The organism is Chryseobacterium sp. FP211-J200, from assembly GCF_001643375.1.
Classification (GTDB): Bacteria; Bacteroidota; Bacteroidia; order Flavobacteriales; family Weeksellaceae; genus Epilithonimonas; species Epilithonimonas ginsengisoli.
Genome location: NZ_LSHB01000053.1, coordinates 20853 through 45854, shown reverse-complemented (window position 1 = coordinate 45854; position 25002 = coordinate 20853). Strand labels below are relative to the sequence as shown.

Below are 25002 nucleotides of genomic sequence, written 5' to 3'. Positions count from 1 at the left end.
ATAACGACAAAACCAATAGCCCCGATAGTAACGGTTACCCCACAGCAAGCGATGGACAAAAGCTCTGGCGCGAGGAGTAATAGTGGATAGCGGGAAATAGCTCCTAAAAATTCGCATAATATTTATTTGATTATCAGTAAGTTATAATTAAATTCAAGTTCTTTGAAAATATTGTTCATTTCAAATATTTTGCTTAATTTTGCACCACTTTTGTGAACGCACTTTCGGCGAAGTAAAACATTAACAATTAACATCTTCCATATTTTTCAGGAGTCACAGCAAAGCCAAAGTCTGAAGTAATTAGGAATACAAATTTTTTAGAAAATGTCAAAAGAGACAAATTCAGCAGAGGTTCTATTGAACCAAAACGTAACACCAGAACAATTTGATTGGGATTCTTTCGAGTCAGGTCTTAACGCAGAAGACAGAAGCGAGAAGAAAGAATTGGAAGAGATCTACAACGGTTCTCTTAACAATCTTGCAGACAACGATGTGATCATCGGGAAAGTTGTAAGATTGACAGATAAAGAAGCGATCGTAGATATCAACTTCAAATCTGAAGGTGTGATCTCTCTAAACGAATTCCGTTACAACCAAGGCCTGAAAGTAGGTGATGAAGTTGAAGTAATGGTTGACAGAAGAGAGGACAAAACAGGACAATTACAGTTATCTCACAGAAAAGCTAGAACGCTTAAAGCTTGGGATAGAGTAAACGAACTTCACGAAACTGGAGAGATCGTAAACGGTTTTGTAAAATCTAGAACTAAAGGAGGTATGATCGTTGATGTTCACGGAATCGAGGCATTCTTGCCAGGTTCTCAGATCGACGTTAAACCGATCAAAGATTACGATCAGTTCGTAGGTAAAACTATGGAGTTCAAAGTTGTGAAAATCAACCCTGAGTTCAAAAACGTAGTTGTATCTCACAAAGCACTTATCGAAGCGGATCTTGAAGGACAGAAGAGAGAGATCATCGGTCAATTAGAAAAAGGACAGGTTCTTGAAGGAACTGTTAAAAATATTACTTCTTACGGTGTATTCGTAGATCTAGGAGGTGTTGACGGATTGATCCACATCACAGACCTTTCTTGGTCTAGAGTGAACCACCCATCTGAGATCCTTGAGGATGGACAGACTGTAAAAGTGGTTATCCTTGATTTTGATGACGAGAAAACTAGAATCCAATTGGGTATGAAGCAATTAGAAGCTCATCCTTGGGATGCTCTTTCTGCTGACATGAAAGTTGGTGACAAAGTAAAAGGAAAAGTAGTAGTTCTTGCTGACTATGGTGCATTCGTAGAGATCGCTCCAGGTGTAGAAGGATTGATCCACGTTTCTGAAATGTCTTGGTCTACTCACTTGAGAAGCGCAGGAGATTTCGTAAAAGTAGGTGATGAGGTAGAAGCAGAAGTATTGACTTTGGATAGAGAGGACAGAAAGATCTCTCTAGGTATCAAGCAATTGAACAAAGATCCTTGGGAAAATATCGAAGCTAAATATCCAGTAGGTTCTCAACACGTTGGAACTGTAAGAAACTTCACAAACTTCGGAGTATTCGTAGAATTGGAAGAAGGAATCGATGGATTGATCTATATCTCAGACCTTTCTTGGACCAAGAAGATCAAGCACCCATCTGAGTTCTGTGCAGTTGGAGATAAATTAGATGTTATCGTATTAGAACTTGATACGCAAGCAAGAAGATTGTCTCTAGGTCACAAACAATTGACTGAAAACCCTTGGGATAAATTCGAAACTAAATACGCTGAAGGAACTGTACACGCTGGAAAAGCTACTGAAGTACACGACAAAGGTGCATCTATCCAGTTCGAAGACGTAGAAGTTGAAGCTTTCTGCCCATCAAGATTATTAGAGAAGGAAGACGGATCTAAAATCAAAAAAGGTGACGAAGCTCAATTCAAAGTGATCGAATTCAACAAAGAATTCAAAAGAGTAGTGGTTTCTCACACAGGAATCTTCCGTGACGAAGAGAAAAAGAATGTAAGAGATAACTCTAACAGATCTAACAATAACAGCAACACATCATCTTCTTCTAACAATGAAGAAAAATCAACACTTGGTGATATCGATGTATTGGCAGAATTGAAAAGAAAAATGGAAGAAGGAAACTAATCCAAAATTCTTTTTCAAATAATAGAAACCGCCTTGTTTTTAACGAGGCGGTTTTTTTATATCATTAATTTTATTAAGCGACCTAAAATGGTTTAAAATCAATGATTTGCAGATTGTGTTTTGTTTAAAATTTCAAAATCAAGATTTCCCTGTGAATACATCAATAACTTTCTAAATCAGATAGATTCTAGATATAATTAATTTTAAATTTTATATCGTAAATTCGCCCGCTCAAAAATAGTTATGGAGAAAAAAAACATATTAAAAGGCGTTCTGTTTGTCGGAATCGGAGCGAGTATCTACGGAATGCTGGCAACGTTTGTAAAGATGTCCTACAAGGATGGATTTACCACTTCTGAGGTGACAACAGCGCAGTTTGTATTAGGATTTATAGGATTGTTGATATTGAATTTGATCCAAACCAAAACCTCAAAAAAACAATTATCAAAACCAACTTCCAAGGAGATCAGAATGCTGATGTTGGCAGGAACTTCTATGGGATTCACTAGTTTGTTCTATTACATCGCGGTTCAATATATCAATGTTTCCATCGCCATCGTTTTGTTGATGCAATCCGTTTGGTTCAGCGTAGTTGTTGAAAGTTTTATCGCGAAGAAATTCCCAAATGCCAGAAAAATAATTGCTGTGATCATCGTTTTGACAGGAACCGTTCTAGCCACCAACCTGATCAATATGGAAGGCGAGATCGACTGGCACGGCATCTTCTGGGGCGTTTTGGCAGCGGCATCTTTCACGATGACAATGTTCACCTCAAATACGATCGCAACCCATTTGCCAGTCCTAAGGAAAAGTATGACAATGTTGACTGGCGGTTTGATTGTGGTATTTTTATTCTTGTTCTTTGCCCAAATTGGACCTTTACATTTTGAAGGACTGAGATCTTTCTATCTCAATTTCACAGAAAATACACAACACATTCGACCATTCGATTATTCCATTTTCTGGACTTACGGATTTGTTTTGGCATTGTTTGGAACCATTATTCCACCGATTTTGTTTAACGTTGGATTCCCGAAGGCAGGTTTGGGATTGGGAAGTATCATCTCGTCTTTGGAGCTTCCGGTTTCAGTGACAATGGCTTTTATGTTATTGAACGAAAAAGTAATTCTCATCCAATGGCTAGGAACTGTATTGATACTTTTCGCAATCGTCTTGATGAATTTACCATCCAAAAATGAGGTCGGGCCAGCCAAAGCTTACCATTAAAATATTTGCATAAAAAAAACGTCTCATTTTACTGAGACGTTTTTTCTATTTTTATTGTGCAGCGTTCTGAACATCTGTTTTCACTTCTTCAGCTTTATTTTTGAACTGATCTGCTGTTTCATTAGCTTTCTCTTTCAATTGTTCTGCTGTTTGGGTTGCTTTATCTTTCAGGTCATTTCCGAATTTCGTCAGATTATCTTTCGCTGTGTTGATGGTATCTTTCACTTTTTGCTGATCTTCCGGAGAAGATTTTTTGTATTTCCACCAAGCCAAAGCTCCTAATCCTAACAATGCCAAAAGGCCATTTGTTTTATTTCCCATGATATAATTTTTTATTGTTAAATATTAATTACTCAAGTTACAAGAAAAATTTGTGCCAACAATTTAATATTCAGAATATTTTTGGCGTGCCCCTCTCCAAAGCTTGTCCAATGCTCGGGTCGCGCTGTCCGTTCCTATCTTTTTATTTTTTCAGGACGCTTGGGTTCCCAAATTTTGATTTCAGACAAAAAAATAAAAAGGATATCCACTACCATCGCTCACGCGCTTCGCAGAGCTGAACCTTTTCAAATCAAATGACGTTTCTCAAAACCCTAAAACTCTCCAACCCTCAGACACTCAAACTTTCCAACTTACCAGCCAATTCCTTGGTCAATTCTCTTCGACTGAATTCATTAATATTAGCCGAATTCTGAATCGATTTTCCATTTTTCCAATCTTCATAAAGCAAAAATATAAATTCCTGAATCTCAAAAGTTTCAGAATAATCAAAATGTTTCCCAGCTTTGGTTTTGTGCAAAATCGTTTCCACATCCGCATTTTTCGGTCCAAAAGAAATGATTTTTTTTCCAGTCGCCAGATATTCAAACAACTTTCCCGGAATAATACCTTTGGAACTTTCATTTGGGAAATTGGTGATCAAAAGAAGGTCAGAACTTTCCATTTCCTTCACAGATTCATCGTGCGCCAAATAACCAAGATTCTTTATGTTATTTTTCAAAACAGAATTCTCGATCTGATTCAGGATCTTATCATCCACTCGTCCCACAAATTTCAATTCAAAATCTTTAGCAAAATCCTGATATTTTTCAGAAAGTGCAATCAAAGCCTTCCAAAGATTCTCCGGATTTCTTAACTGCTCCAAAACGCCAACATAACTCAAAGTGAATTTTGTAGAATTGTTATTTTGTAAAATCGTTAAACTGTCAATATCATTTTTTACAATTTCACGATTTAACGATTCAACATTTTTATCAAATCCATTCGTCACACAAAAAGCATTCGCGCCGTTTTTCCTGAAATTCTCTGCATCCGTATAACTTGTCGCTAGCGTCAAATCAGCATTTTTAAAAACCGATTTCTCAAGTTCTCTATGTTTTCTGTCAGAATCAGAAGTCAGTTTCAAATGTTTATAATAAGAGATCTCTGTCCAGGGATCACGGAAATCAGCGATCCATTTCAGGTTTGGTAATTCCTTTTTCAGTCCTAGTCCGATCAAATGCAAACTATGTGGCGGACCAGTGGTGACAATCGTATCAATATGATTTTCGGTCAGATAATTCTTTAAAAATTTGATTGAAGGTTTCACCCAGAATTTCCTTGCATCTGGAATGAAAAAATTCCCTCTTATAAAGATTGAAAGCTTAGAAACCAAAGACTGATTCTTCCCAACATCAAACTGCCCTCCTTTGAACTTTTTATTACTCTTACTGAATTTCTCCGCGATCTGATAAGGTTCCCAAATATTAGTTTTCACTATTTTCAAATCTTTAGGAACTTCTTTAGTCAAAGTTTCGTCCACCAAAGGGTAACTCGGGTTTTCTGGCGTGTAGATGATGGGTTCCCAACCAAACTCGGGAAGGTATTTTGCAAACTTCAGCCAACGCTGAACGCCGGGTCCACCAGCGGGCGGCCAATAATACGTGACAATTAAAACTTTTTTAGAATTTTCCATTTAAGAATTTCGGCTTCATCAAACTATTCAGTAATTTTATATACTTTTTTGAAAGGTCTAAAATAGGACTTTTTATAATTTATTTTACCATGATCATTAGAGAAAGAACCAATTGGTTGAAAATGCTGTTCGTCTGGAAAGGTTCTGTTCTTCGCAAGATCATTCCACAATTGTTGGTCATCACGATTTTTTCGCTGGTTGTCCTCTATTTCAAAGGGAATATCTACGATTATAAAGTGCATCTCAATCCCGCGATCTTTACTTTGCTAGGTTTATCTCTGGCAATTTTTATGGGATTTTGCAACTCTGCCAGCTACGATAGGTTTTGGGAAGGACGCAAACTTTGGGGATTATTGGTCATAGAAACAAGGTCTTTAACACGTCAGGTTTTGACATTAATTAATGATGATTCTCCCGATTCAAAAATTAAAAAACAGGAATTTGTCAAAATGATCTCAGCGGTTTGCTGGGCGCTCAACTTCCAACTGAGAAACAAAGATGCGAATGACAGACTGAAAGAATTATTGTCTGATGAGAACTTCGAAAAAATAAAGGATAAAAAATTCAAACCGATTATTTTGTTGGATATCATGGGCGAGTGGATCAATACTCAGAATCGAGAAAAGAATATGGACACCATCGTTTTAACTTCCTTAGATCATCAACTGAATCAATTATCAAACATCGTAGGTGGTTGTGAAAGGCTTGCGAACACGCCTTTACCGTTTGCCTACAACGTTTTGCTCCACAGGACGGTCTATATGTACTGTTTTTGGTTGCCATTCGGTTTGGTAGACGCTGTCGGTTGGATGATGCCGATCATCGTTTTGCTCATCAGTTATACATTTATTGCGTTGGATGCTATCATCAAGGAGATCCAGGATCCGTTTGATGAGGAGGAGAATGATCTCGCGCTTAACGCGCTTTGCAAAACGATAGAATTTTCCATCTTTGAACAGGCGCAGATTTCACAACCAAAAATTGAAGCTTCCAATTCTTATTTTATAGACTAAATGAATTATTTCTCAGAACAAAAATTTACGAAAACCGATTTCACTGAATTGGATAAGGCAGATTATGAAAATTGTGTTTTCACCGACATCAATTTTTCTGGTCAGAATCTGTCCGATTTCAAATTCTCAGATTGCGACTTCAAAGATTGTGATCTCAGCAATGCGAAGATCCATCAGACGGCTTTTCGTGACGTCATTTTCAAGAATTGCAAGATGATCGGACTCAATTTTGAGGATGCGCATTCGTTCAATATATCTTTCAAATTTGAAGATTGTATTTTGGATCATTCGTCGTTTTATCAATTGGACATTCGGAAAACAACGTTCAAAAATTGTAGTCTGAAAGAAGTAGATTTTACAGAAGCTAACCTTTCAAATTCATTTTTTGACCAATCCAATTTGACAGACGCGGTTTTCGATAGAACAATTCTTGACAACGCCAATCTCAAAAACGCTATCAATTTTTCCATCGATCCCAATAAAAATCAACTCAAAAAAACCAAATTTGCAAAAGATAATCTCTCTGGATTGTTGGACAGATTACAGATCATTATCGATTAAAAATTAAAATTTTATGGCAGCTATATCCGTCTTCCGCTCCCAAACCTAACGAAGTGGTTCGACGAAGTCAATCTTTTTGCCTTTGCTTTCCATCCGCAAAAAGGATTTCCGCTCAAGCCGGGCTGCAGATCGAGTATAAAACAAACGTCAACATAAAAGCGAAATTTTGTCATTAGATCATAGTAAAAACTTTTGAAGTTGTTTAGAGAAGTCAACGACTACGAAGACAATTTAGATTCCTACGGAATGACATAATTGAAAAAAAAATTATCAAAGAAAATTAAAAAATATCAATATGAAAAAAGTATTATACGCAGCTTTCTTCTTATCCATCACCGTTTCTGCACAATATACAGACATTAACATCATCAAAGAGGTCAAAGTGCAAAACAAAGGTGTCGTGGTTTGTGCCCATCCTCTGGCAAGTGAAGCCGGTGCACAAATGTTGAAACAGGGCGGAAATGCCTTCGATGCTGTCATCGCCACCCAGTTGGCTTTAGCGGTCGTTTATCCGCAGGCCGGAAATCTCGGTGGTGGCGGATTTCTGGTCGCAACAACGGCGGAAGGTAAGAAAATAGCCTTGGATTACCGTGAAACTGCGCCTTCCAAAGCGTCGTTTGATATGTATTGGGATAAGAAAGGAAATGCTAATACAGACCTTTCACAATATGGGAGATTGGCGGTGGGCGTTCCAGGAAGTATTTCCGGAATGTTCGAAACTTTGAAATATGCAAAATTGCCGTTCTCAAAATTAATTGAGCCAGCAATCGCTTTAGCAGAAAAAGGTTTCGCGATCACGGAACCCGAAGCTACGTTACTGAATACACACAAAGGAGATTTCCTGAAAAATAATAAGAACAAAACAGTTTTCGTAAAAGATCAGGATTGGAAAATTGGAGACTTGCTCATTCAAAAAGAATTGGCGGAAACATTGAAAAGAATCCAAAAAGGTGGCGAGAAGGAATTTTATCAAGGCAAAACGGCAGATCTAATTCTTGCCGAAATGAAATTAGGAAACGGCATTGTCCAATCTCAAGACCTTAAAAATTATAAAACGAAAGAAAGAACGCCCTTGGTCTTCGATTACAAAGGTCATCAGATAGTAGCGATGCCATTGCCCTCAAGTGGCGGAACTTTGCTAGCTCAAATGTTGAAAATGGCGTCTTACGAGGATCTATCCAAGTACCAGCAGAATTCTGCAGAGGCAGTTCAGATCATGGTAGAAGCAGAGAGAAGAGCCTTTGCCGACAGGGCTGAATATATGGGCGACCCGGATTTTATCGAGGACAAAACGCAAATGCTGATCTCTGACGAATATTTGAAAAACCGTTGGAAATCCTACAATCCGAAACAAGCGACGCCAAGCAAAGATGTTGGAAATATCATCAATACCAATCCAAAGGAAAGCATGCAAACGACGCACATCTCGATCTTGGACAAGTTCGGAAATGCCGTCTCTGTGACTACAACGCTTAACGGATATTATGGAAGTAAAACCGTGGTTTCCGGAGCTGGATTCTTCCTGAATAACGAAATGGACGACTTCTCCATAAAACCTGGTGTCCCAAACATGTTCGGTGCCGTTGGTGGAGAAGCAAACAAAATTGAACCGGGGAAAAGAATGCTATCTTCTATGACGCCAACATTAGTATTAAAGGACAACAAAGTTAAAATCGTCGTAGGAACGCCGGGGGGAACTACAATTCCGACGTCGGTATTTCAAGCGATCGTAGGCGTCATTGATTTTAAACAAAATGCCAACTTCTCTGTCAACGCTCCGAAGTTCCATCACCAATGGTTACCAGAAATCGTGAAAGTCGAAAATAATTTCCCTGAAACGACCATCAAAGCTTTAGAGCAAAAGAATTACAAATTTGAAAAAATCAAAAAGATCGGAAAAACTGAGATGATCGTGGTAGATGATAATAAAACCATTCACGCTGTTGCAGATGGGAGAGGTGATGATTCTGTTGCGGTGGAATAAGTTTTTATACAATATTAAATAAGAAAGGCTTCCAAATCTGGAAGCCTTTTGTTATTATATCAAACTGAAAATTATCTCGCGATATTCACAGATCTTGTTTCTCTAATAACCGTTACCCTTACTTGTCCTGGATAAGTCAACTCATTCTGGATCTTCTCAGAGATGTCATAAGACAATTGATGAGCATTTTCATCATTCACTTTGCCGCTTTCCACCATTACTCTAAGTTCTCTACCAGCCTGGATAGCATAAGCACTAGAAACACCATCAAAACTCAAAGCTGCAGCTTCTAGGTCTTTCAACCTTTGGATGTAAGATTCCAAAACTTGTCTTCTTGCACCTGGTCTTGCTCCTGAAATTGCATCGGCAACCTGGATGATCGGCGATAGGAGAGAGGTCATTTCGATCTCATCGTGGTGAGCTCCGATTGCATTGATGACTTCCGCATTTTCACCATATTTCTCCGCCCATTGCATTCCAAGAAGTGCGTGTGGCAATTCAGATTCCTGCTCAGGAACTTTCCCGATATCGTGTAATAGACCTGCACGTTTAGCCAATTTTACATTTAATCCTAATTCGGCTGCCATTGTTGCTGCAATGTTTGCAACTTCTCTGGAGTGTTGCAGAAGGTTTTGTCCGTAAGATGAACGGAATTTCATTCTACCAACTACTTTTACCAATTCTGGATGAAGACCGTGGATTCCAAGATCGATGATGGTTCTTTTACCAACCTCAATGATCTCTTCCTCGATTTGTTTTCTTGTTTTTTCAACCACTTCCTCGATTCTCGCTGGGTGGATCCTACCGTCTGTCACCAATCTGTGAAGGGACAATCTCGCGATCTCTCTTCTCACAGGGTCGAAACAAGAAAGAAGGATAGCTTCCGGCGTATCATCTACGATAATTTCAACACCTGTTGCTGCTTCCAACGCACGGATATTTCTACCTTCACGCCCGATGATCCTACCTTTGATCTCATCAGATTCGATATTGAAAACAGAAACCGAGTTTTCAACGGCCTGCTCTGTACCAATTCTTTGGATAGTCTGGATAATGATTTTTCTCGCTTCATTTTTCGCATTCAACTGCGCTTCTTCCATAATGCTTTGAACGTGTGCTGACGCTTTGGTCTTAGCTTCAGCTTTCAAAGATTCTACCAATTCGGACTTGGCTTCTTCTGCCGAGTAATTGGATATTTTCTCAAGCATCTCTACTTTTTGAGCTGTTGCAACTTCCAGATCATGTTGTTTCTTCTGAACAACTTCCAGTTTTTTGTTGTAATCGCCAACTTGTCTTTCAAGGTCTTTTTCTAATTTTCCGGCTTTGCTAAGCTCGTCGTTCAGTTTGTTTTCCTTGTCTTTGGTACGTTTTTCAGCCTCCTGCATTTTTCTTTCTCTTGATTGGATATCCGCATCGTGCTGGGATTTCAGTTCAAGGAATTTCTCTTTTGCCTGAAGGTGTTTTTCTTTCTTTACAGCTTCGGCTTGTACATTGGCTTTTTCTATAATGTTTTCGGCTGTCTTTTTAGCATCTTCTACTACGTATTGCGCTTTTGTGTTCAAAGAACTCTTTCCGAAGAAAAGTCCTGCAACCGCTCCTACGATGAGTGCTACGACACCGATGATAATGGTAATTGTGTCCATAAATTTATATATATGTTGAGTTTTGTTTTTAATTTAATGTACAAGGTAAAAAGTACAATGTACAAAGACTTCTCAGGTCCTTTTTTTATTTAATATTATTTTTCTTGATCTTAGTACTTATACATTTTGACTTTGTACATCATACATAAAAAAAACCTACAACAGTTCAGTTATAGAGTAAACTCCATAAAAACACGATTTGAACTGATTTTCATTCTCTGTAATCTGCGCAAGGCAGCACGCCATCAAATGAACTTTCGTCCGGTAATTTTTAATTGTTGAGTTTACTTCTTTGTGTTAGAACTATTGTAGGCAACTTGTAAATTCGAAAAATCTTATTTTTCCAATTGCTCTAGGAGTGCATTGATCTTCACCAAGCGCTCGTTTGTATTTTTAATATTTTTCTCATTGTTTAAAGAATAGACTTCTGCGTTGGTCCCGAGTTTCAAAACACACATGGCAAGTGCATCCTGCTTATCTCTCACATCGAAATTGGCTTCGAAGTCCTTTATCATACTTTCTATCTGCTTACCGACTTTTCTGAGGGTTTCTTCCTCGGCTGCTGGTACGTTCAGCGGATAGTTTCTTCCGGCAATATTTATAGTTATTCTTCTGAAATCCATAGTTATAGGCCGGTGTTTTGTAATTCAGAAACACACATATCTATTTCTTTTACCAATCTGTTGATGTGATTTTTCATCAGTCGGTTGTGTTCTGCGTTTCCTGATATTGCTGAATAAAGTTTTAATTCTTTGTTTTCTTCTGCTAAGATCTGGTTTCTGCGTTTCTCCTCCATGTATTCCTCCCTCAATTTTTGTAGCTCCTCAGACGTTTCTGCGTGTTTTTCCGAAAGATTCTTAAACTTCTTGTAAAGATTGAGGATCCTTTTTTCTAAAGCAGAAAAGTTGTTTTCTAATTCGCCTAACATAACCAGAATTAAATTCTAACTTTTACAAAAATAGGAAAAATTAATGATGATTTAATACGTTATTTCTCTTTTGTTAGATAGATGTTGCTTCTGTTTGATTTTTAATGATTTAACTTTAAGTAGTCCATCAAAATAATTAAAAATGAAAGCGTTGAGAATCTTCTAGTTTGATATTCGACAAAAAAAAGAGCCTTAAAAAAAGCTCGATTTATATTTTATTCAAATTTCAGGACCAGCATAAAAGCTCTGGTCTGCATCGTCGATATGGCTGGCGTCCAATAAGGTGGTGTTGTGGCTTTGTCGGCAACCAATTCATTATTAGTAAAGAATGTCCCACGAATCGCTGGCGTAAATTTAAATCTGCTGAAATACAACTGGATCCCGATCTCTGCGCTCCAACCAAAATTGTGCGTGGTCGTACGGAAAGTGTTTTGCTGATTATCATCCAAAGAAGTTTGATTGGATTGCAGATTCACCAAATAATTGATCCCTGCAGCGGCATAAGGACGTGAGTTGTACCAACGGTCGCCATGCACTTCCAACAAGATCGGAATGTCAATGTAAGTGGATTTTACAATTTTTTTAATTTGTTCTTCACCTGGTTGTGTGATGACCTCGGAAAAAGTGCCATCGGGAAGTGGTACACCTCCAGGAAATAGACTATTGACGTGGTCAAACGTGTTGAAGGTCAAATCTCTTTGTACAAAGTGCAAACCTGGTTCTATACGGAGGTCAAAGAATTCATTAAGTCTCATTTTCCCTATCAAACCGGCGCCGAAGCTGTATGTAGATTTCGATTCTACAAGATTCTGATTACCATCCATCCCATAGATCGGGCTGAGATTCATTTTATAGTCAAAGTTGTTGGCAGCAAGAAAAAATCCATAGCTGAATTTCTTTAGGTCAAAGTCTTCCAGATTGTCCATTCTGTCTTTGGTCCTAAAAAGATTATTGTAGGTCTGGGCATCGAGATTGCTGCCAAGAAGTACTGCAAATGATAAGATCTTGAGTAATTGCTGCTTCATTCTATTTTGTAGCTTTATAAATGGTGGCTATTCCTAAACTTAGTTTTTTGTATTCTACCTTCTTGAAACCGGTGTTCAGAAGGATGGTTTTCATCTTTTCTCCAAAAGGGAACGCGTTCACAGAATCCGGAAGATATGTGTAGGCACGGTTGTCTTTGGAAACCAAACGCCCAATGGCAGGCAAAATGTTTTTGAAATAAAACATATAGAACGGTCCCAAAAATCCTTCTACTTTTGAGAATTCTAAGATATAAATACTTTTGTTCTCTTTCACAACTCTTCGCAACTCTGCCAAACCTTTTTCCAGATTTTCAAAATTACGCACTCCAAATGCAACGGTAACGCCATCGAATTTATTGTCTTCGAATGGAAGTTGTTCTGCATCGCCTTTCTGCATAGAGATCTTGCCGTCCAGATTTTGCTTTCTGATTTTCTCTATTCCAACATTCAACATTTGTTGGGAAAGGTCCAAACCTACAACGTCTGCGCCAGTTCCTTTTTGTACAGTAATTGCCAAATCTCCCGTTCCAGTTGCAACATCCAACACCAATTCTGGCTTATCATTAGAAAGCATCTTAACCAATTTGTTTCTCCAAAGTACATCAATTTTCATTGACAGAACGTGATTCAAAAGATCATATTTCGGCGCAATATTGTCAAACATATCTTCTACTTGACTTTTTTTGCTGTACTCTGAGTTGTATGGTGTTACGTTGTTGTGTTCCATTTTTTATGAATGATAGTTAATAAATGATTTTTGATAATTAATTTCAAAATCATTTAAAATTGTAGTAATTTTTGTAATAATTGATGAAATCTTGCTTTCTGAAGATTTTGGTTCGGCTTTCTACCTTTGCCACGTTTTTTACGATTTTGTCATAATCCTCGTCCAGGTTATAATAGAAATCTTCTGTGTAAAGTTTGCTGATCTTTTTAACGTCGCCCAGATAATGCTTTTTATCGATCTCTATCCCTGGTTTTGCGGTCATTAGCGAATCTTTATTCAGTCCGTAACCATAATATTGGTAATTGACGTAATAATCTTTATTCGTAATGTTTAGTAATCCTCTGATCTTGTTCACTGTAAAGGCAGAATCGTAGATCAACTTTTTATTCTGGTCAAAGACTGCAATTTTATTTTTTCCTTTATGAAGGTCAACTTTCAGGTATTGTCCGGCGGAAAGGATGTTTTCCTCGCCATTGTTGAGCTTAAAATAATAAGTTTCCGGCGTCGGATTATCCACCAAATAGTAGTTGGGTTTTGACAGAAATACGAAGTAAATAGCAAACGCAATTCCCATTGTCAAAAGAGAAATAATCAAACCTTTAATAGATGGACTCAGATTTTTCATAAGTAGATTCATTGTTTTTCGAGTCTGGAATTGCATTTAATGAATGACAGTTTCAAGACTTAGAAAATCAAATTAAAGGTGCGAATTTACGGATTTTTTTCCGAGCGTTGATTTTTATAATTCTGATATTAATCAAGACTTTGATTCGTGAAAAACAAAACTTCGCAATCTCTCAGCATTTCCGTTTTTTCTGGCTTGAAATTGAAATTTGGTGCTTTGGTTCCATTCTCAAGATTCAGATTTGGATTTTTGAAGATCACTGTTTCGTCCCAAAGATTTTGATCAATGAATTGTTGCAATGTAAATCTTCCGCCTTCGATAATAATCGACTGAATTTGCAATTCATACAACTTATCTAAGATTTTGTTTAATGAATTTTCTTTTTCTATTTTAATGAATTTCAGATTTTTATCTTCAGAATTTTTAATTGAATTAAAGATGATAGTTTCCGCTTCTTCATTATAAATATTAAAATTCTTAGGAACATCAAGATTAAAATCAATCAAGATCCGGATTGGATTTCGACCTTCGATCTCTCTCACTGTCAAACTTGGATTGTCGTGGAGCGCTGTGTTTTTTCCAACCAAGATAGCGTGTTCCTCACTTCTCATTTGATGAACCAATTGCTTCGAAAGTGAATTGCTGATCTGTGTTGGTTTGAAATCTTTGTCCATAAAACCATCTGCAGATTGTGCCCATTTCAAAATGATGAACGGCCTTCTCTTCTCGTGATAAGTGAAAAATCGTTTATTAAGTGCTCTGCATTCATTTTCTAAAACGCTGGAAACAACTTCAATTCCAGCATCAATAATGATTTTTTTGCCTTTTCCGTTCACTTTGTCGTGGCTGTCCATTGCACCGATCACCACTTTCTTGAAACCAAGTTCCACGATTTTCAAAGCACAAGGTGGCGTTTTCCCAAAATGTGCGCAAGGTTCCAAAGAAACATAGATCGTAGATTCTGGGATCAGATGTCTGTCTTCCACTTTTATAGAATTGATCGCGTTGATCTCAGCGTGCGGTTCACCAGCTTTTTTATGAAAACCTTCACCAATGATTCTGTTATTATGAACAATCACAGAACCAACCAGCGGATTTGGGTAAGTTTTTCCCAAAGCCTTTTCGGCCAATTCTATGCAACGTTTGATGTAAATTTCGTCCTTCATTAATATCTGACTTCTAGCCTCTAAAATCTAATTTCTTCAATTTATTTCTTCGCTTCAACTGCGGTAGGTTTGTAGGTCACAGGCGGAATTGCCATTGTGATGACGCCTTCCATCAGTCTGCTTCTTTCCTTTGATAATGATTTGGTAGCATACTTCAAATCACCTGCTATTCTTTTTGAATAAGAAAATATGACAAACGATTTTTTGCCACCAGCGTCATAATTTTTGAAACGGTCGAGGTTATATTCTGCGTAAGATTCGCCTTCTTTCGGAACAACGGTTACGAGGTAATCTACCACGATTTCTTTACCGTCTGGACTTTCCGTCACATTAACGAAAGAATATTTGTCCTGAGTTCTCTCTTTTCTTTTTTCAACATATTCTACTTTTTGTTTTACCGCAGTTTCGATATCGATCTCTTTATCAAAATAGGAAATGTTGATGAGTTCTTTATAATTATTAAAATCATCATCTCGCAAAATATATTGCTGTTGTGCCCAAGTAGGCGAGTTTTGTTTGCTCCAGGTCAAGATGTATTCATTTTCCCGAAATGTCAGCGGACCTGGAATATTGAGTCTGTCAATCACTTCAACCGGAGCTGAAACGGCTATTTCTTCTTGTTTTGTTTCCTGAGAATTAAACGCCGAAGTGAACGCGAAAATGCTAATAGCAGAAAGCAGAATTTTATTTTTCATAAATAATGATTTATTGATGTCGTGGATTTTATATCTTTTCTTGTGAATATTATTTCAATTCCGTCGGAATCTCACAAACAGGAATCGGATTCATCTTATGTTGTGTCGCTCTGTTGAATCTCAGATAAATGGTCATCACTTCTTTTTCTCTTCCATCAAAATCAGCTTCGGTTTTTCCAGCTTGTTGCTGTTCCATCGCCCACTCCAATTCTGGGTAGGTTGCACCAATTTGGTCTTCGTCTGTTCTTTCCACTTCCCAAAGTCCATCGGTTGGTTTTGCCACTTGAATACTTTCCAAAATTCCCAATTCTTTTGCAATTTCATAGATTTGAGTTTTGTAAAGGTCTGCAATAGGAGAGATGTCCACACCGCCGTCACCATATTTTGTGAAAAAGCCAACACCAAAATCCTCCACTTTATTTCCTGTTCCTGTAACCAAAAGTCCATTGATCTGTCCGTAATAGTAAAGGGTCACCATTCTCAATCTCGATCTTGTATTGGCTTCAGCCAGATTTTTGCTCGGTGAATCATCTTTATAACCTTCCGTTGTTTTTTCGAAACTTTCAAAAGTTGGTGTCAGATCCACACGGAAACCTTCTACATTTGAGAAATTAGACTTCAAAAAATCGATGTGATCTTGAGCCCTGTCTACTTGATCGGCTTTTTGACGGATCGGCATTTCCAAGACCAAAACCGGTAATCCCGTTTTCGCCACCAAAACTGAAACCACGGCAGAATCTATTCCTCCAGAAACGCCTACTACAAATCCTTTTGAGTTGGCTTTTGTTGCATAATCTTTTAACCAATTGACGATATGATCTATTACTTTTTGTGTCTGCATTGTTTTTATTTTATTTTAATTTCTTCAAAGACATATTCTTTTTCTACTCTGTCTACTTCGATTGTCTTTCCAATCAAACTGTTTTTCACGTACAAAAATTGTTTGATATTAAGTGGCTCGCCATATCGGGTCAGCTTTTCAACTTTCACAATATTTCCTTGTATGCTATAATTCGTTTTATATTTATTTTCAGAAATGACTCCACATTCGTTTTCATTTTTTTCATTAACTAAAACAAGATCATTTTTGAAATTTAATTCCAGAAAAACGGTGTATCCAGCACAGGGTTTCGGCTGATTGGTTTCTACACACATACTTCCTACAGATGTTCTGAAGGTCTTATTCAAAACTATTTTGTTGTCTTTATTTTGAGTTTGTGAACACGCTGGAACAGACATCAAGAATAAGAACAAAAATAATAATAAGTGATTCGCTTTCATTAATTGTTTTTTTCTAATTCGTACCAATAGCAATTGTCGCCATTATCAAGAAAAGCGCCTTTGTTTTCGAAACCTAATTTTGTGAGGATACGATTGGAAGATTGATTTTCCACGTCAGCGTAAGCATAGATTTTATCAGCCCTTAATTGGTTAAAACCTAATTCCAACGATGCTTTTGCAGATTCGGTTGCATAACCTTTTCCCCAGAATTCGGGAAGAAATCTATAACCCAGTTCGTAAACATTTTTGAAACCGTTGACTTCATCTGTCAAAAGTTTAATGCCGCTCCAGCCGATAAATTTGTTGGTTTCTTTTTCAATGACAGCCAGTCTCCCGGTTCCGTTTTTTTCGTATTGGTTCAGCAGACTTTCGATCAACTTTAAAGTTTCTTCTTTTTTTGTAAATGCTTGGATGCCCACATACTTTACAACTTCCGGATTGCTGTCTAATAAAAAGAGATCTTCCAAATCTTCAGAAGTTATTTTTCTTAAAATCAATCTTTCGGTAATAATTGGAAGCTTCATCCTTTAAAATTCTTATTTTTGCTTTTCGAAAATCTTAATGTAAAAATAATGAAGTTTTTCCGATATATCTCTTTTTCGGCCATAATTGTTTTCAGTTTGTCGGCTTGTAAAAAGGAAAACGAAAACAAATGGGATGTTGAGATCAAGAATCCTGTCAAAAAAGTAAATCTCACCGATCTGTCTGGCGAATTCTATAATTCATCAATCAAGTTGGAAGATTTCAAAAAGAAGTATCCTTGGTTTCAAGGCTCAGTTCCCGACGCTGATTACGATGGTAGAAGAAAAGATACAATGGAAGTGCGCATCTATAAAGAAGCGATTTCTAAAATAGATAAATCCAAATTAAATAAAGATCTGTTAGGTCTATTTTCTCATATCAAAAATTATTTTCCGAAGTTCCAGCCGCCTCATATTTATCTTTACTCATCTGTGATCGATCCTCAAAATGTGACGGATCCGATTTTTCTGAGAGAAGATGAGAATATGCTTTTCGCTGATATTACAGGATTTATGGGCGATGGAAATAAGAATTACAAAGGTCTCGATCTCTATTTTCAAAAATCGATGAACCCGGAAAATTTGGTTCCGAAAATTTCTGCGTTTTTTGCGGCAAGATTAGTTCCTGCACCTATCGACCAGCAAAAATTTTTGGATCAAATGGTCTATCAAGGAAAAGTTCAGATCCTGCAGGATGCTTTCCTGCCTAATGTTCCCGAATATTTGAAAATGAATTATTCCAAACAACAATACGATTGGGCGGTTGCGAATGAAGCCAACATATGGAATTATTTTGTGGAAAACGATTTGCTATTCAGTGCGGATGCCGATCTTTCTGAGAGATTCATCACACCTGGGCCATTCTCCAAATTCTATACAGAAGTTGATAGAGAGAGTTCACCACAGATTGCGATCTGGACAGGCTGGCAAATTTGCAAACATTATCTGAAAGCTCATCCAGAAGAAAAATTGAATGTCTTTTTGAAAAAAAATGCAACAGAGATTTTCAACGGATCAGATTACAGACCGAAGTAATATTAATAAATAAGTATTTGGGCAGCTTGATCCGTCTTCCGTTCCCAAACCTAAAGAAGTGGTTCGACGAAGTCGATTTTTTTGCCAAAGCTCTAGCCAACACAAAAAAGGATTTCCACTCAAGCCGGGCTGCGGGACTTGGCATCATAATTAGTTTAAATGATAATTTAATAGTTTCAAAATCATTTAATCATTTAATTTTTTAATCAATAAATTTTAATATAAACAATGCGTAAAACAAAAATTACAATAGATATCGAACTGGACGAGAATCACGTTCCAGAAAAAATGACTTGGAATGCAGAAGATGGCGGCGTTCAAAATCAAGAAACAAAAGCTGTGATGATCTCCGTTTGGGACGAGAAAACTTCTGAAGCTTTGAGAATCGACCTTTGGACAAAAGATATGCCTGTCGATCACATGAAACGTTTTTACCACCAGATCATCGTTTCTTTGGGACAAACTTATTTGAGAGCAACTGGTGAGGAAGATGTTGCTGGTTGGCTCGAAGAAGTAGCTGAGGAATTTGCGGTAAAGTCGGCGATAAAAATGTAAATTGTAAAATAGCAAAACTGTAAAATCGTTTATAAAAGTCAATGATTTAACAAATCATCAAATCAGCGATTTTACGACTTAACAAATTAACAATATGAAATTCAATACAAAAGTTATTCACGGAGGACAACAGCACGAGCCAGCGACTGGCGCAGTTAACGTTCCTGTATTTTTAACATCAACATTCGCACAAAAAAGTCCGGGACAATTGATTTCTGGCTACGAATATTCAAGAGGTGCAAACCCGACAAGACAAGCTTTAGAAGATTCTTTAGCAAGCATTGAAAACGGCGCGAGAGGTTTGGCTTTCGGTTCAGGTTTGGCGGCAATTGATTGTGTCCTTAAATTATTAAATCCAGGTGATGAAGTCATTGCGGTAGACGATCTTTATGGTGGTTCTTACAGGATGTTCACCAGGTTATTCGAAAAATACCAGCTGAAATTTACGTTCATCGGTTTTGATAATGTAGAGCAATTGGAAGGAGTTATCACTGACAAAACAAAACTGATCTGGCTAGAAACACCAACGAATCCATTAATGAAATTAGTGGACATCAAAATGGTAGCTGATACTGTAAAAGGAAAAGATATTTTGGTAGCGGTAGATAATACATTTGCAACACCTTATATTCAAAAACCTTTGGGTCTGGGCGCGGACATTGTGATGCATTCTGCAACCAAATATTTGGGTGGGCATTCTGATGTGATTGCTGGAGCATTGATAGCAAAAGATGCAGAATTGGGAGAAAAACTACATTTCATCCAGTTTGCGAGCGGTGGAATCTTGGGTCCTCACGATTCTTATTTGGTTTTGAGAGGCATCAAAACTTTGGCGCTTAGAATGCAAAGACATTCTGACAACGGCTTCGAAGTGGCAAAATATTTGGAAACGCATTCTTTGGTTGACAAAATATACTATCCAGGATTGTCTTCTCATCCACAATATGATTTGGCAACACGTCAAATGACCGAGTTCGGTGGAATGGTTTCTTTCACTTTCAAATCTGGAAAGAAAGAAGATGCAGTGAAATTCTTGGAAAACATTAAAGTTTTCACTTTGGCAGAATCTTTGGGTGGCGTAGAATCATTGGCTAACCTTCCAGCTTTGATGACACACGCATCAATCCCGGAAGATAAAAGAGCTGTTCTTGGAATCACCGATGACTTGGTAAGATTGAGTGTCGGAATTGAAGATGCAGAAGATCTGATTGCTGATTTGGAACAAGCATTTAACTCGATTAATTAAATCGTAAAATTGTTGATTGGTAAAATCGTTTTAAAGTTTTAATCAAGTTAACGATTTAAAAGTTTAACGATTCAACAAATTTACAAATCAACATTTTAACCATAAAAAAGATGACTTTTCGAGACGCCACTTTAGATGACCTTCCAAAGATCGTAGAGATCTACAATTCTACGGTGGCGTCGCGATTGGTTACTGCCGATCTGGAGCCAGTTTCTGTTGAGAGCAAAATTGATTGGTTTAATGAACATCATCCAGCAACACGTCCGCTTTGGATCGTGGAAGATGCTCAGAAAAACACGATTGGCTGGGTCAGTTTTCAGGATTTTTACGGACGACCGGCTTATCATAAAACGGCGGAAATCAGTATTTATATTGATGAAAATTTCCGAGGCAAAGGTTATGGTCAACAAATTTTAAAGTTATCCAAAGAAAAATGTCCTAGTTTAGGCATCGAAAATCTTCTCGCATTTATCTTCGCTCATAATTTGCCAAGTTTGACCTTATTTGAAAAATTCGGTTTCGAACTTTGGGCAAACCTCAAAAATATCGCTGAACTCGACGGCGAAAAGCAAAGTCTTATCATCTTAGGTAAAACCATCAAAGACTAAATTTATATATGGAAAACTACACGTATTGTCTGTACTGGATCATTTCCATATTAGCTATCTTCTCTGTTTTGATTCCTTCAGTCAAAAATACTTTTTGGACGTTTAGGATCTTCGATTATCCTCGTTTTCAGAAGTTTGTCATCTTGTTGGTTCTCATTGTTTTATGGAAATTCGCTATTCATGAACCGACGGATTACGATAAAATCCTTCTGGTGTCAGAAATTGTAGTTGCGCTTTACCTATTCTATATCATTATTCCTTACACGAGATTTGGAAAGACGATGATCGATAAAATTCTGCCAGAACCTAATGAGACAACGCTCGATATTTTGGTTTGTAATGTTTATCAACACAACCGCAATTACCAAAAACTGATCGACCTGATCAAAGAAAATGACCCTTCCGTTTTGTTCTTTCTTGAGACCGATGAAGAATGGAAAAAGGCCTTGGAAGTGGTTACAAAAGCTTATCAATACAAAATCGAGGTTCCGCTCGCAAACACTTATGGCTTATTGTTTTACAGTCATTTTCCGGTTAAAAATTATGAGATCAATTATTTGATCGATGATGATATTCCGTCCATTGTTGCCGATCTGGAATATAATAATAACATCGTCCGATTGTACGGAATCCATCCAACGCCGCCTGTTCCTCAGGAAAATCCTGAAAGTACGGAACGTGATGCAGAAATTCTATTAGTAGGCAAAAAAGCTGAAGAATATGGGAAACCAGCCATTGTTTTTGGTGACCTGAACGATGTCGCCTGGTCACAAACTACCAAATTATTCCTCAAATCCAGCGGTATGTTGGATCCCCGACGAGGCAGAGGAATGTTCAATACCTTTCACGCCAAATACTGGTTTCTGCGTTGGCCTCTAGACCATTTTTTTGTGAGTCCACATTTCCGACTGGTGGATATGAATGTCACAAAGTCCGTAGATTCTGACCATTTTCCGATTTGGATATCGCTTGTCATTAGAAATGAAGATACGGAAGGTCAACTGGAAATTACTGATGAAGAAGAAGAGGAAGTGATTGAAAAAATAGAGGAAGGTATAGAAAAAGGTGATGCCAATTAAATTTTGTATCTTGAAAACTAAATTTATTAATCATGAAAAAGATCATTTTTAGCTTCGTACTTTCCTTCGCTTTTATTTTAAATTCAGCGCAGACAACCGCTCCGAAGCCAATTGTCATTGTTCAGAATGTGGTGATGGGAAATCTGACCTTGAATAGTTTGGATCCAAATAAGATCGAACAGGTTCAGGTTTACAAAACACCTTCTACCGAAACTGCGAAATTTGATGATCTGATAAAAAATGGTTTGATCAACATCACGCTCAAAGAAAAGATGACCATCGAAAGTCTGACGATTGCAGAAGCGAAGAAACGATTCAAATTACCTTCAACTGCATTGGTTTTCCTTAATGATATCGAAGTTCACGATGGGAATATTCTGATTGCCGAAGATCTTTTGAAAACTTCCAGCGTGATCAATCCTGACAAAAAAACGAACAATTTCAGCGCAGCCGTTTTAAAGATAAAAACTGATTAAAGTTGTTTTTCCCTTTCTGAATCTCTATTTTTGCTGAAATCGATATTTCAAAAATATGTTTTTTACCAAGGCAAAATTATTTTTCAGTTCAGCTTTTCTAATTTCAATTTCATCCACATTTTCCGCGCAAAACAGAATCAGCGATCATAATAACATTGGTTGGTACGCTTACAACGGAACTTTCAAACTCGATTCCAGATTTTCCATTCACACAGAATATCAGTGGCGAAGAAATGATTATATCACCACTTGGCAACAAAGTCTTTTGCGGTTAGGACTCAATTATCAGGTGAATCCAAATTTGCAATTACGAGTAGGTTACGCTTGGGCAGAGACTTTTCCGTACGGCGAAATCCCAATCAACGGAATGGGAAAAGATTTCACAGAACACAGGATCTATGAGATGGCAACTGTCACAGATAAAATTGGAAAAATCGATATGTCACACCGTTTTATGCTGGAGCAGCGTTGGGTCGGGCGATATTCCAATGCTAACTTGACTTCTGAAGATCAATATCCATTTATGAATAGGGCGCGATATATGATCCGTCTTCAAATGCCTTTGAAAGGAAATTCTATTGCGGACAAAACGCCTTACGTTGCTGTTTATGACGAATTGATGATCGGATTCGGTAAAAATGTCGGGGAAAATATCTTTGACCAAAACCGAATCGGAATTTTATTGGGTTACAAATTCAATAATTTGGTAAGAGTAGAAGGCGGTTATTTGAATCAAATCGTACAATTGGGAAGGGAAGTGGAAGGCAAAAATGTATTCCAGTATAACAATGGATTTATCGTTAGTGCGAATTTCAATTTTGATTTTTCTAAGAAAACGGATTAACCACAAATCGAAGATTCGACGAAGTCAAAAGGCACAAAAGTTTTTTGATTGAAAAGGTTTCGACTCCGCCCAACCTGACATTGTGAATATTTGGTAAATTAGAATTCGAGTTGTCATCCTGAGCGGAGTCAAAGGATTTTTTGTTTAAGAATAAATCTACTTTTGTGACTTTTGTGGTTCAAAAATTCTTTAATTTCGCAAAATGAAAATCGCATTCCTAGGACCCGAAGCTTCTTTTACGCAGTTGACCGCAACACAGTTATTCCCAAATGACGAATTGATCCCAAAATCAAACATCTTGGACTGCTTCCTGGCGATTCAAAACAATGAAGTGGACAAAGCGGTGGTTCCATTGGAAAACTCGATTGAAGGAACGGTTTCTATGACCTTGGATTATCTTTATCAAACGCCCGAGATCAAAATCGAGGCTGAAGCGGTGATGCCGATTGCACATCATCTGATGATCCATCCAGGTCAGGAAAATCAAGATTCTATTGAGAAGATCTATTCTCATCCGCAGGCTTTAGCGCAGAGTTTTCATTCACTCAATAAAAATTATCCCGACGTTCCGAAACAGGAATTTGCTTCCACTGCTGCGGCGGCAAAACGGGTTTCCGAAAATCCAGAAAGAAAAATTGCGGCTGTTGCGAATAAATTTGCTGCCGAATTGTACGGTTTGAAGATCCTTAATGAGAACGTCCATGACGTGGAGGAGAATCACACCAGATTTATCATAATTTCCAAAACCGAGAATTCTTACGAGAATCATCTGGAAAATATCGGAAAGAAAACTGCGATGCTGATCACTTTACCGCAAGATCACGCTGGAGGATTGCATCAGGTTTTGTCGGTTTTTGCGTGGCGAAATATGAACCTTAGCAAAATCGAATCACGTACTTTGAAGACCAAATTGGGAAATTATTTCTTCTTCGTGACCGTTGTTGGCGGTTGGGACAATGTGCTCTACATTAATTCTGTGGACGAACTGAAAGCGATCGGCGCTGATGTGAAGTTTTTGGGGAATTACAAGGAATATTTGTTGGAAGGATAATCGATCATAACATCGGAATCTCTCTTTGAATATTTTCTCTCGCCATCTTTTCATATTTCTCTTTGAAGTGATCTGTTTTGAAAATCTCATCAAACTCCAGGAAGTGAGTTAGAACTTTTTTTCGTCCAGGATTATAGAGAAAATCTGGATATATAGAATATTCCTTTCTGATTTGTTGAATGTAATTGTCATAAACTTTCCAATCTTTTCCAAGAATGGCTAAGTCGGCATCGAGTAGAAAATTGGTGTCAGAATCATCACTTCTTTTATGAGATTTTGTCGCGAGAATTTGATTGTAGATTTTTGTTATTCTCTCATTGGAAATATTAAGTTTATCCAATCTTGTTTTTGCAACTTCTGCACTTTTTTCTTCGTTATCTTTAGAAGTTGCTTTATAAATGATGTCGTGATAAAAAACTGAGAACAACATAATATCATAATCTGAAATTTCATCTTTCACATTTTCCAATTCCAAGATCATGTTCTCAAGATGATTTAGATTGTGGTATTTTCTGCTTTTTTGAGAATATGATTTTTCAATTTCTTGCCAATAATCAGTTTTTAAAATTTCATCATTGGAATATTTTGAGATTAAATCAGAAAATATATAGTTTGAATTAATTGACAT

27 protein-coding genes are annotated in these 25002 nt (G+C 37.4%); 13 read left to right on the top strand and 14 right to left on the bottom strand.

The window, feature by feature from the left end; translation table 11 throughout:
• Positions 1-324 precede the first annotated feature (324 nt).
• Positions 325-2130, top strand: coding sequence for a 30S ribosomal protein S1 (rpsA, locus tag AXA65_RS14985; protein ID WP_063970887.1), 1806 nt, complete (start codon positions 325-327; stop codon positions 2128-2130).
• A 243-nt stretch (positions 2131-2373) separates the two neighbouring features.
• Positions 2374-3357, top strand: a complete 984-nt coding sequence (locus tag AXA65_RS14980; RefSeq protein ID WP_063970886.1) for an EamA family transporter — start codon at positions 2374-2376, stop codon at positions 3355-3357.
• A gap of 51 nt (positions 3358-3408) precedes the next feature.
• On the opposite strand, the gene AXA65_RS14975 is transcribed toward AXA65_RS14980, so the two are convergent.
• Complete coding sequence (locus AXA65_RS14975; RefSeq protein ID WP_063970885.1) at positions 3409-3678, bottom strand: YtxH domain-containing protein; 270 nt, start codon at positions 3676-3678, stop codon at positions 3409-3411.
• Positions 3679-3967: 289 nt separating this feature from the next.
• Positions 3968-5311 (bottom strand): hypothetical protein, encoded by a 1344-nt coding sequence (locus AXA65_RS14970; protein ID WP_063970884.1) that lies wholly within the window; start codon positions 5309-5311, stop codon positions 3968-3970.
• 89 nt (positions 5312-5400) lie between these two features.
• On the opposite strand from AXA65_RS14970, the gene AXA65_RS14965 reads away from it, so the two are divergent.
• The 3 genes from AXA65_RS14965 (at position 5401) to ggt (ending at position 8869) form a co-directional block, all read left to right on the top strand.
• The gene (locus tag AXA65_RS14965) at positions 5401-6324 is read left to right on the top strand and encodes a bestrophin family protein (protein WP_063970883.1); all 924 of its coding nucleotides are present in this window, start codon (positions 5401-5403) and stop codon (positions 6322-6324) included.
• Positions 6325-6885 carry a pentapeptide repeat-containing protein gene (locus AXA65_RS14960; protein ID WP_063970882.1) on the top strand — a complete coding sequence of 187 codons (561 nt, stop codon included), beginning with the start codon at positions 6325-6327 and terminating at the stop codon, positions 6883-6885.
• Between the two features lie 295 nt (positions 6886-7180).
• Positions 7181-8869: a gamma-glutamyltransferase gene (gene ggt, locus AXA65_RS14955; protein WP_063970881.1), complete on the top strand. Its 1689-nt coding sequence runs from the start codon at positions 7181-7183 to the stop codon at positions 8867-8869.
• A 71-nt stretch (positions 8870-8940) separates the two neighbouring features.
• On the opposite strand, the gene rny is transcribed toward ggt, so the two are convergent.
• From rny to AXA65_RS14900, 11 genes are all read right to left on the bottom strand, one after another.
• On the bottom strand, positions 8941-10512 hold the full coding sequence (rny, locus tag AXA65_RS14950; protein ID WP_063970880.1) for a ribonuclease Y: 1572 nt from the start codon (positions 10510-10512) through the stop codon (positions 8941-8943).
• A 335-nt stretch (positions 10513-10847) separates the two neighbouring features.
• Entirely contained in the window at positions 10848-11135 is a 288-nt protein-coding gene (locus AXA65_RS14945) for a cell division protein ZapA (protein ID WP_063970879.1), read from the bottom strand.
• 2 nt (positions 11136-11137) lie between these two features.
• Positions 11138-11440, bottom strand: a complete 303-nt coding sequence (locus AXA65_RS14940) for a hypothetical protein (RefSeq protein WP_063970878.1) — start codon at positions 11438-11440, stop codon at positions 11138-11140.
• Between the two features lie 215 nt (positions 11441-11655).
• On the bottom strand, positions 11656-12465 hold the full coding sequence (locus AXA65_RS14935; protein WP_063970877.1) for a porin family protein: 810 nt from the start codon (positions 12463-12465) through the stop codon (positions 11656-11658).
• A gap of 1 nt (position 12466) precedes the next feature.
• Positions 12467-13192, bottom strand: coding sequence for a bifunctional demethylmenaquinone methyltransferase/2-methoxy-6-polyprenyl-1,4-benzoquinol methylase UbiE (gene ubiE, locus AXA65_RS14930; protein WP_063970876.1), 726 nt, complete (start codon positions 13190-13192; stop codon positions 12467-12469).
• A gap of 49 nt (positions 13193-13241) precedes the next feature.
• The gene (locus tag AXA65_RS14925; RefSeq protein ID WP_063970902.1) at positions 13242-13817 is read right to left on the bottom strand and encodes a hypothetical protein; all 576 of its coding nucleotides are present in this window, start codon (positions 13815-13817) and stop codon (positions 13242-13244) included.
• Positions 13818-13945: 128 nt separating this feature from the next.
• Entirely contained in the window at positions 13946-14983 is a 1038-nt protein-coding gene (gene ribD, locus AXA65_RS14920; RefSeq protein WP_063970875.1) for a bifunctional diaminohydroxyphosphoribosylaminopyrimidine deaminase/5-amino-6-(5-phosphoribosylamino)uracil reductase RibD, read from the bottom strand.
• 41 nt (positions 14984-15024) lie between these two features.
• The gene (locus AXA65_RS14915; RefSeq protein WP_063970874.1) at positions 15025-15678 is read right to left on the bottom strand and encodes a hypothetical protein; all 654 of its coding nucleotides are present in this window, start codon (positions 15676-15678) and stop codon (positions 15025-15027) included.
• Between the two features lie 49 nt (positions 15679-15727).
• Complete coding sequence (gene nadE / locus AXA65_RS14910) at positions 15728-16519, bottom strand: NAD(+) synthase (RefSeq protein WP_063970873.1); 792 nt, start codon at positions 16517-16519, stop codon at positions 15728-15730.
• Positions 16520-16524: 5 nt separating this feature from the next.
• Positions 16525-16959 carry a hypothetical protein gene (locus AXA65_RS14905; RefSeq protein ID WP_131797837.1) on the bottom strand — a complete coding sequence of 145 codons (435 nt, stop codon included), beginning with the start codon at positions 16957-16959 and terminating at the stop codon, positions 16525-16527.
• Positions 16959-17483, bottom strand: a complete 525-nt coding sequence (locus AXA65_RS14900; protein WP_063970871.1) for a GNAT family N-acetyltransferase — start codon at positions 17481-17483, stop codon at positions 16959-16961. Before AXA65_RS14900 ends, AXA65_RS14905 begins: the two co-directional genes overlap by 1 nt.
• A 48-nt stretch (positions 17484-17531) precedes the next feature.
• On the opposite strand from AXA65_RS14900, the gene AXA65_RS14895 reads away from it, so the two are divergent.
• From AXA65_RS14895 to pheA, 8 genes are all read left to right on the top strand, one after another.
• Positions 17532-18515, top strand: a complete 984-nt coding sequence (locus tag AXA65_RS14895; protein ID WP_063970870.1) for a hypothetical protein — start codon at positions 17532-17534, stop codon at positions 18513-18515.
• Positions 18516-18743: 228 nt separating this feature from the next.
• Positions 18744-19070, top strand: coding sequence for a gliding motility protein GldC (gene gldC, locus AXA65_RS14890; protein WP_063970869.1), 327 nt, complete (start codon positions 18744-18746; stop codon positions 19068-19070).
• Between the two features lie 94 nt (positions 19071-19164).
• On the top strand, positions 19165-20316 hold the full coding sequence (locus tag AXA65_RS14885; protein WP_063970868.1) for a cystathionine gamma-synthase: 1152 nt from the start codon (positions 19165-19167) through the stop codon (positions 20314-20316).
• A 110-nt stretch (positions 20317-20426) separates the two neighbouring features.
• The gene (locus AXA65_RS14880; protein WP_063970867.1) at positions 20427-20924 is read left to right on the top strand and encodes a GNAT family N-acetyltransferase; all 498 of its coding nucleotides are present in this window, start codon (positions 20427-20429) and stop codon (positions 20922-20924) included.
• A gap of 8 nt (positions 20925-20932) precedes the next feature.
• Positions 20933-22003 carry an endonuclease/exonuclease/phosphatase family protein gene (locus AXA65_RS14875; RefSeq protein WP_063970866.1) on the top strand — a complete coding sequence of 357 codons (1071 nt, stop codon included), beginning with the start codon at positions 20933-20935 and terminating at the stop codon, positions 22001-22003.
• 32 nt (positions 22004-22035) lie between these two features.
• Complete coding sequence (locus tag AXA65_RS14870; protein ID WP_063970865.1) at positions 22036-22479, top strand: hypothetical protein; 444 nt, start codon at positions 22036-22038, stop codon at positions 22477-22479.
• A gap of 55 nt (positions 22480-22534) precedes the next feature.
• Positions 22535-23323: a DUF2490 domain-containing protein gene (locus AXA65_RS14865; protein ID WP_063970864.1), complete on the top strand. Its 789-nt coding sequence runs from the start codon at positions 22535-22537 to the stop codon at positions 23321-23323.
• A 202-nt stretch (positions 23324-23525) separates the two neighbouring features.
• Positions 23526-24374, top strand: coding sequence for a prephenate dehydratase (pheA, locus tag AXA65_RS14860; protein WP_063970863.1), 849 nt, complete (start codon positions 23526-23528; stop codon positions 24372-24374).
• Between the two features lie 4 nt (positions 24375-24378).
• Here pheA and AXA65_RS14855 read toward each other — a convergent pair whose 3' ends face one another.
• Positions 24379-25002: a hypothetical protein gene (locus AXA65_RS14855; protein ID WP_063970862.1), complete on the bottom strand. Its 624-nt coding sequence runs from the start codon at positions 25000-25002 to the stop codon at positions 24379-24381.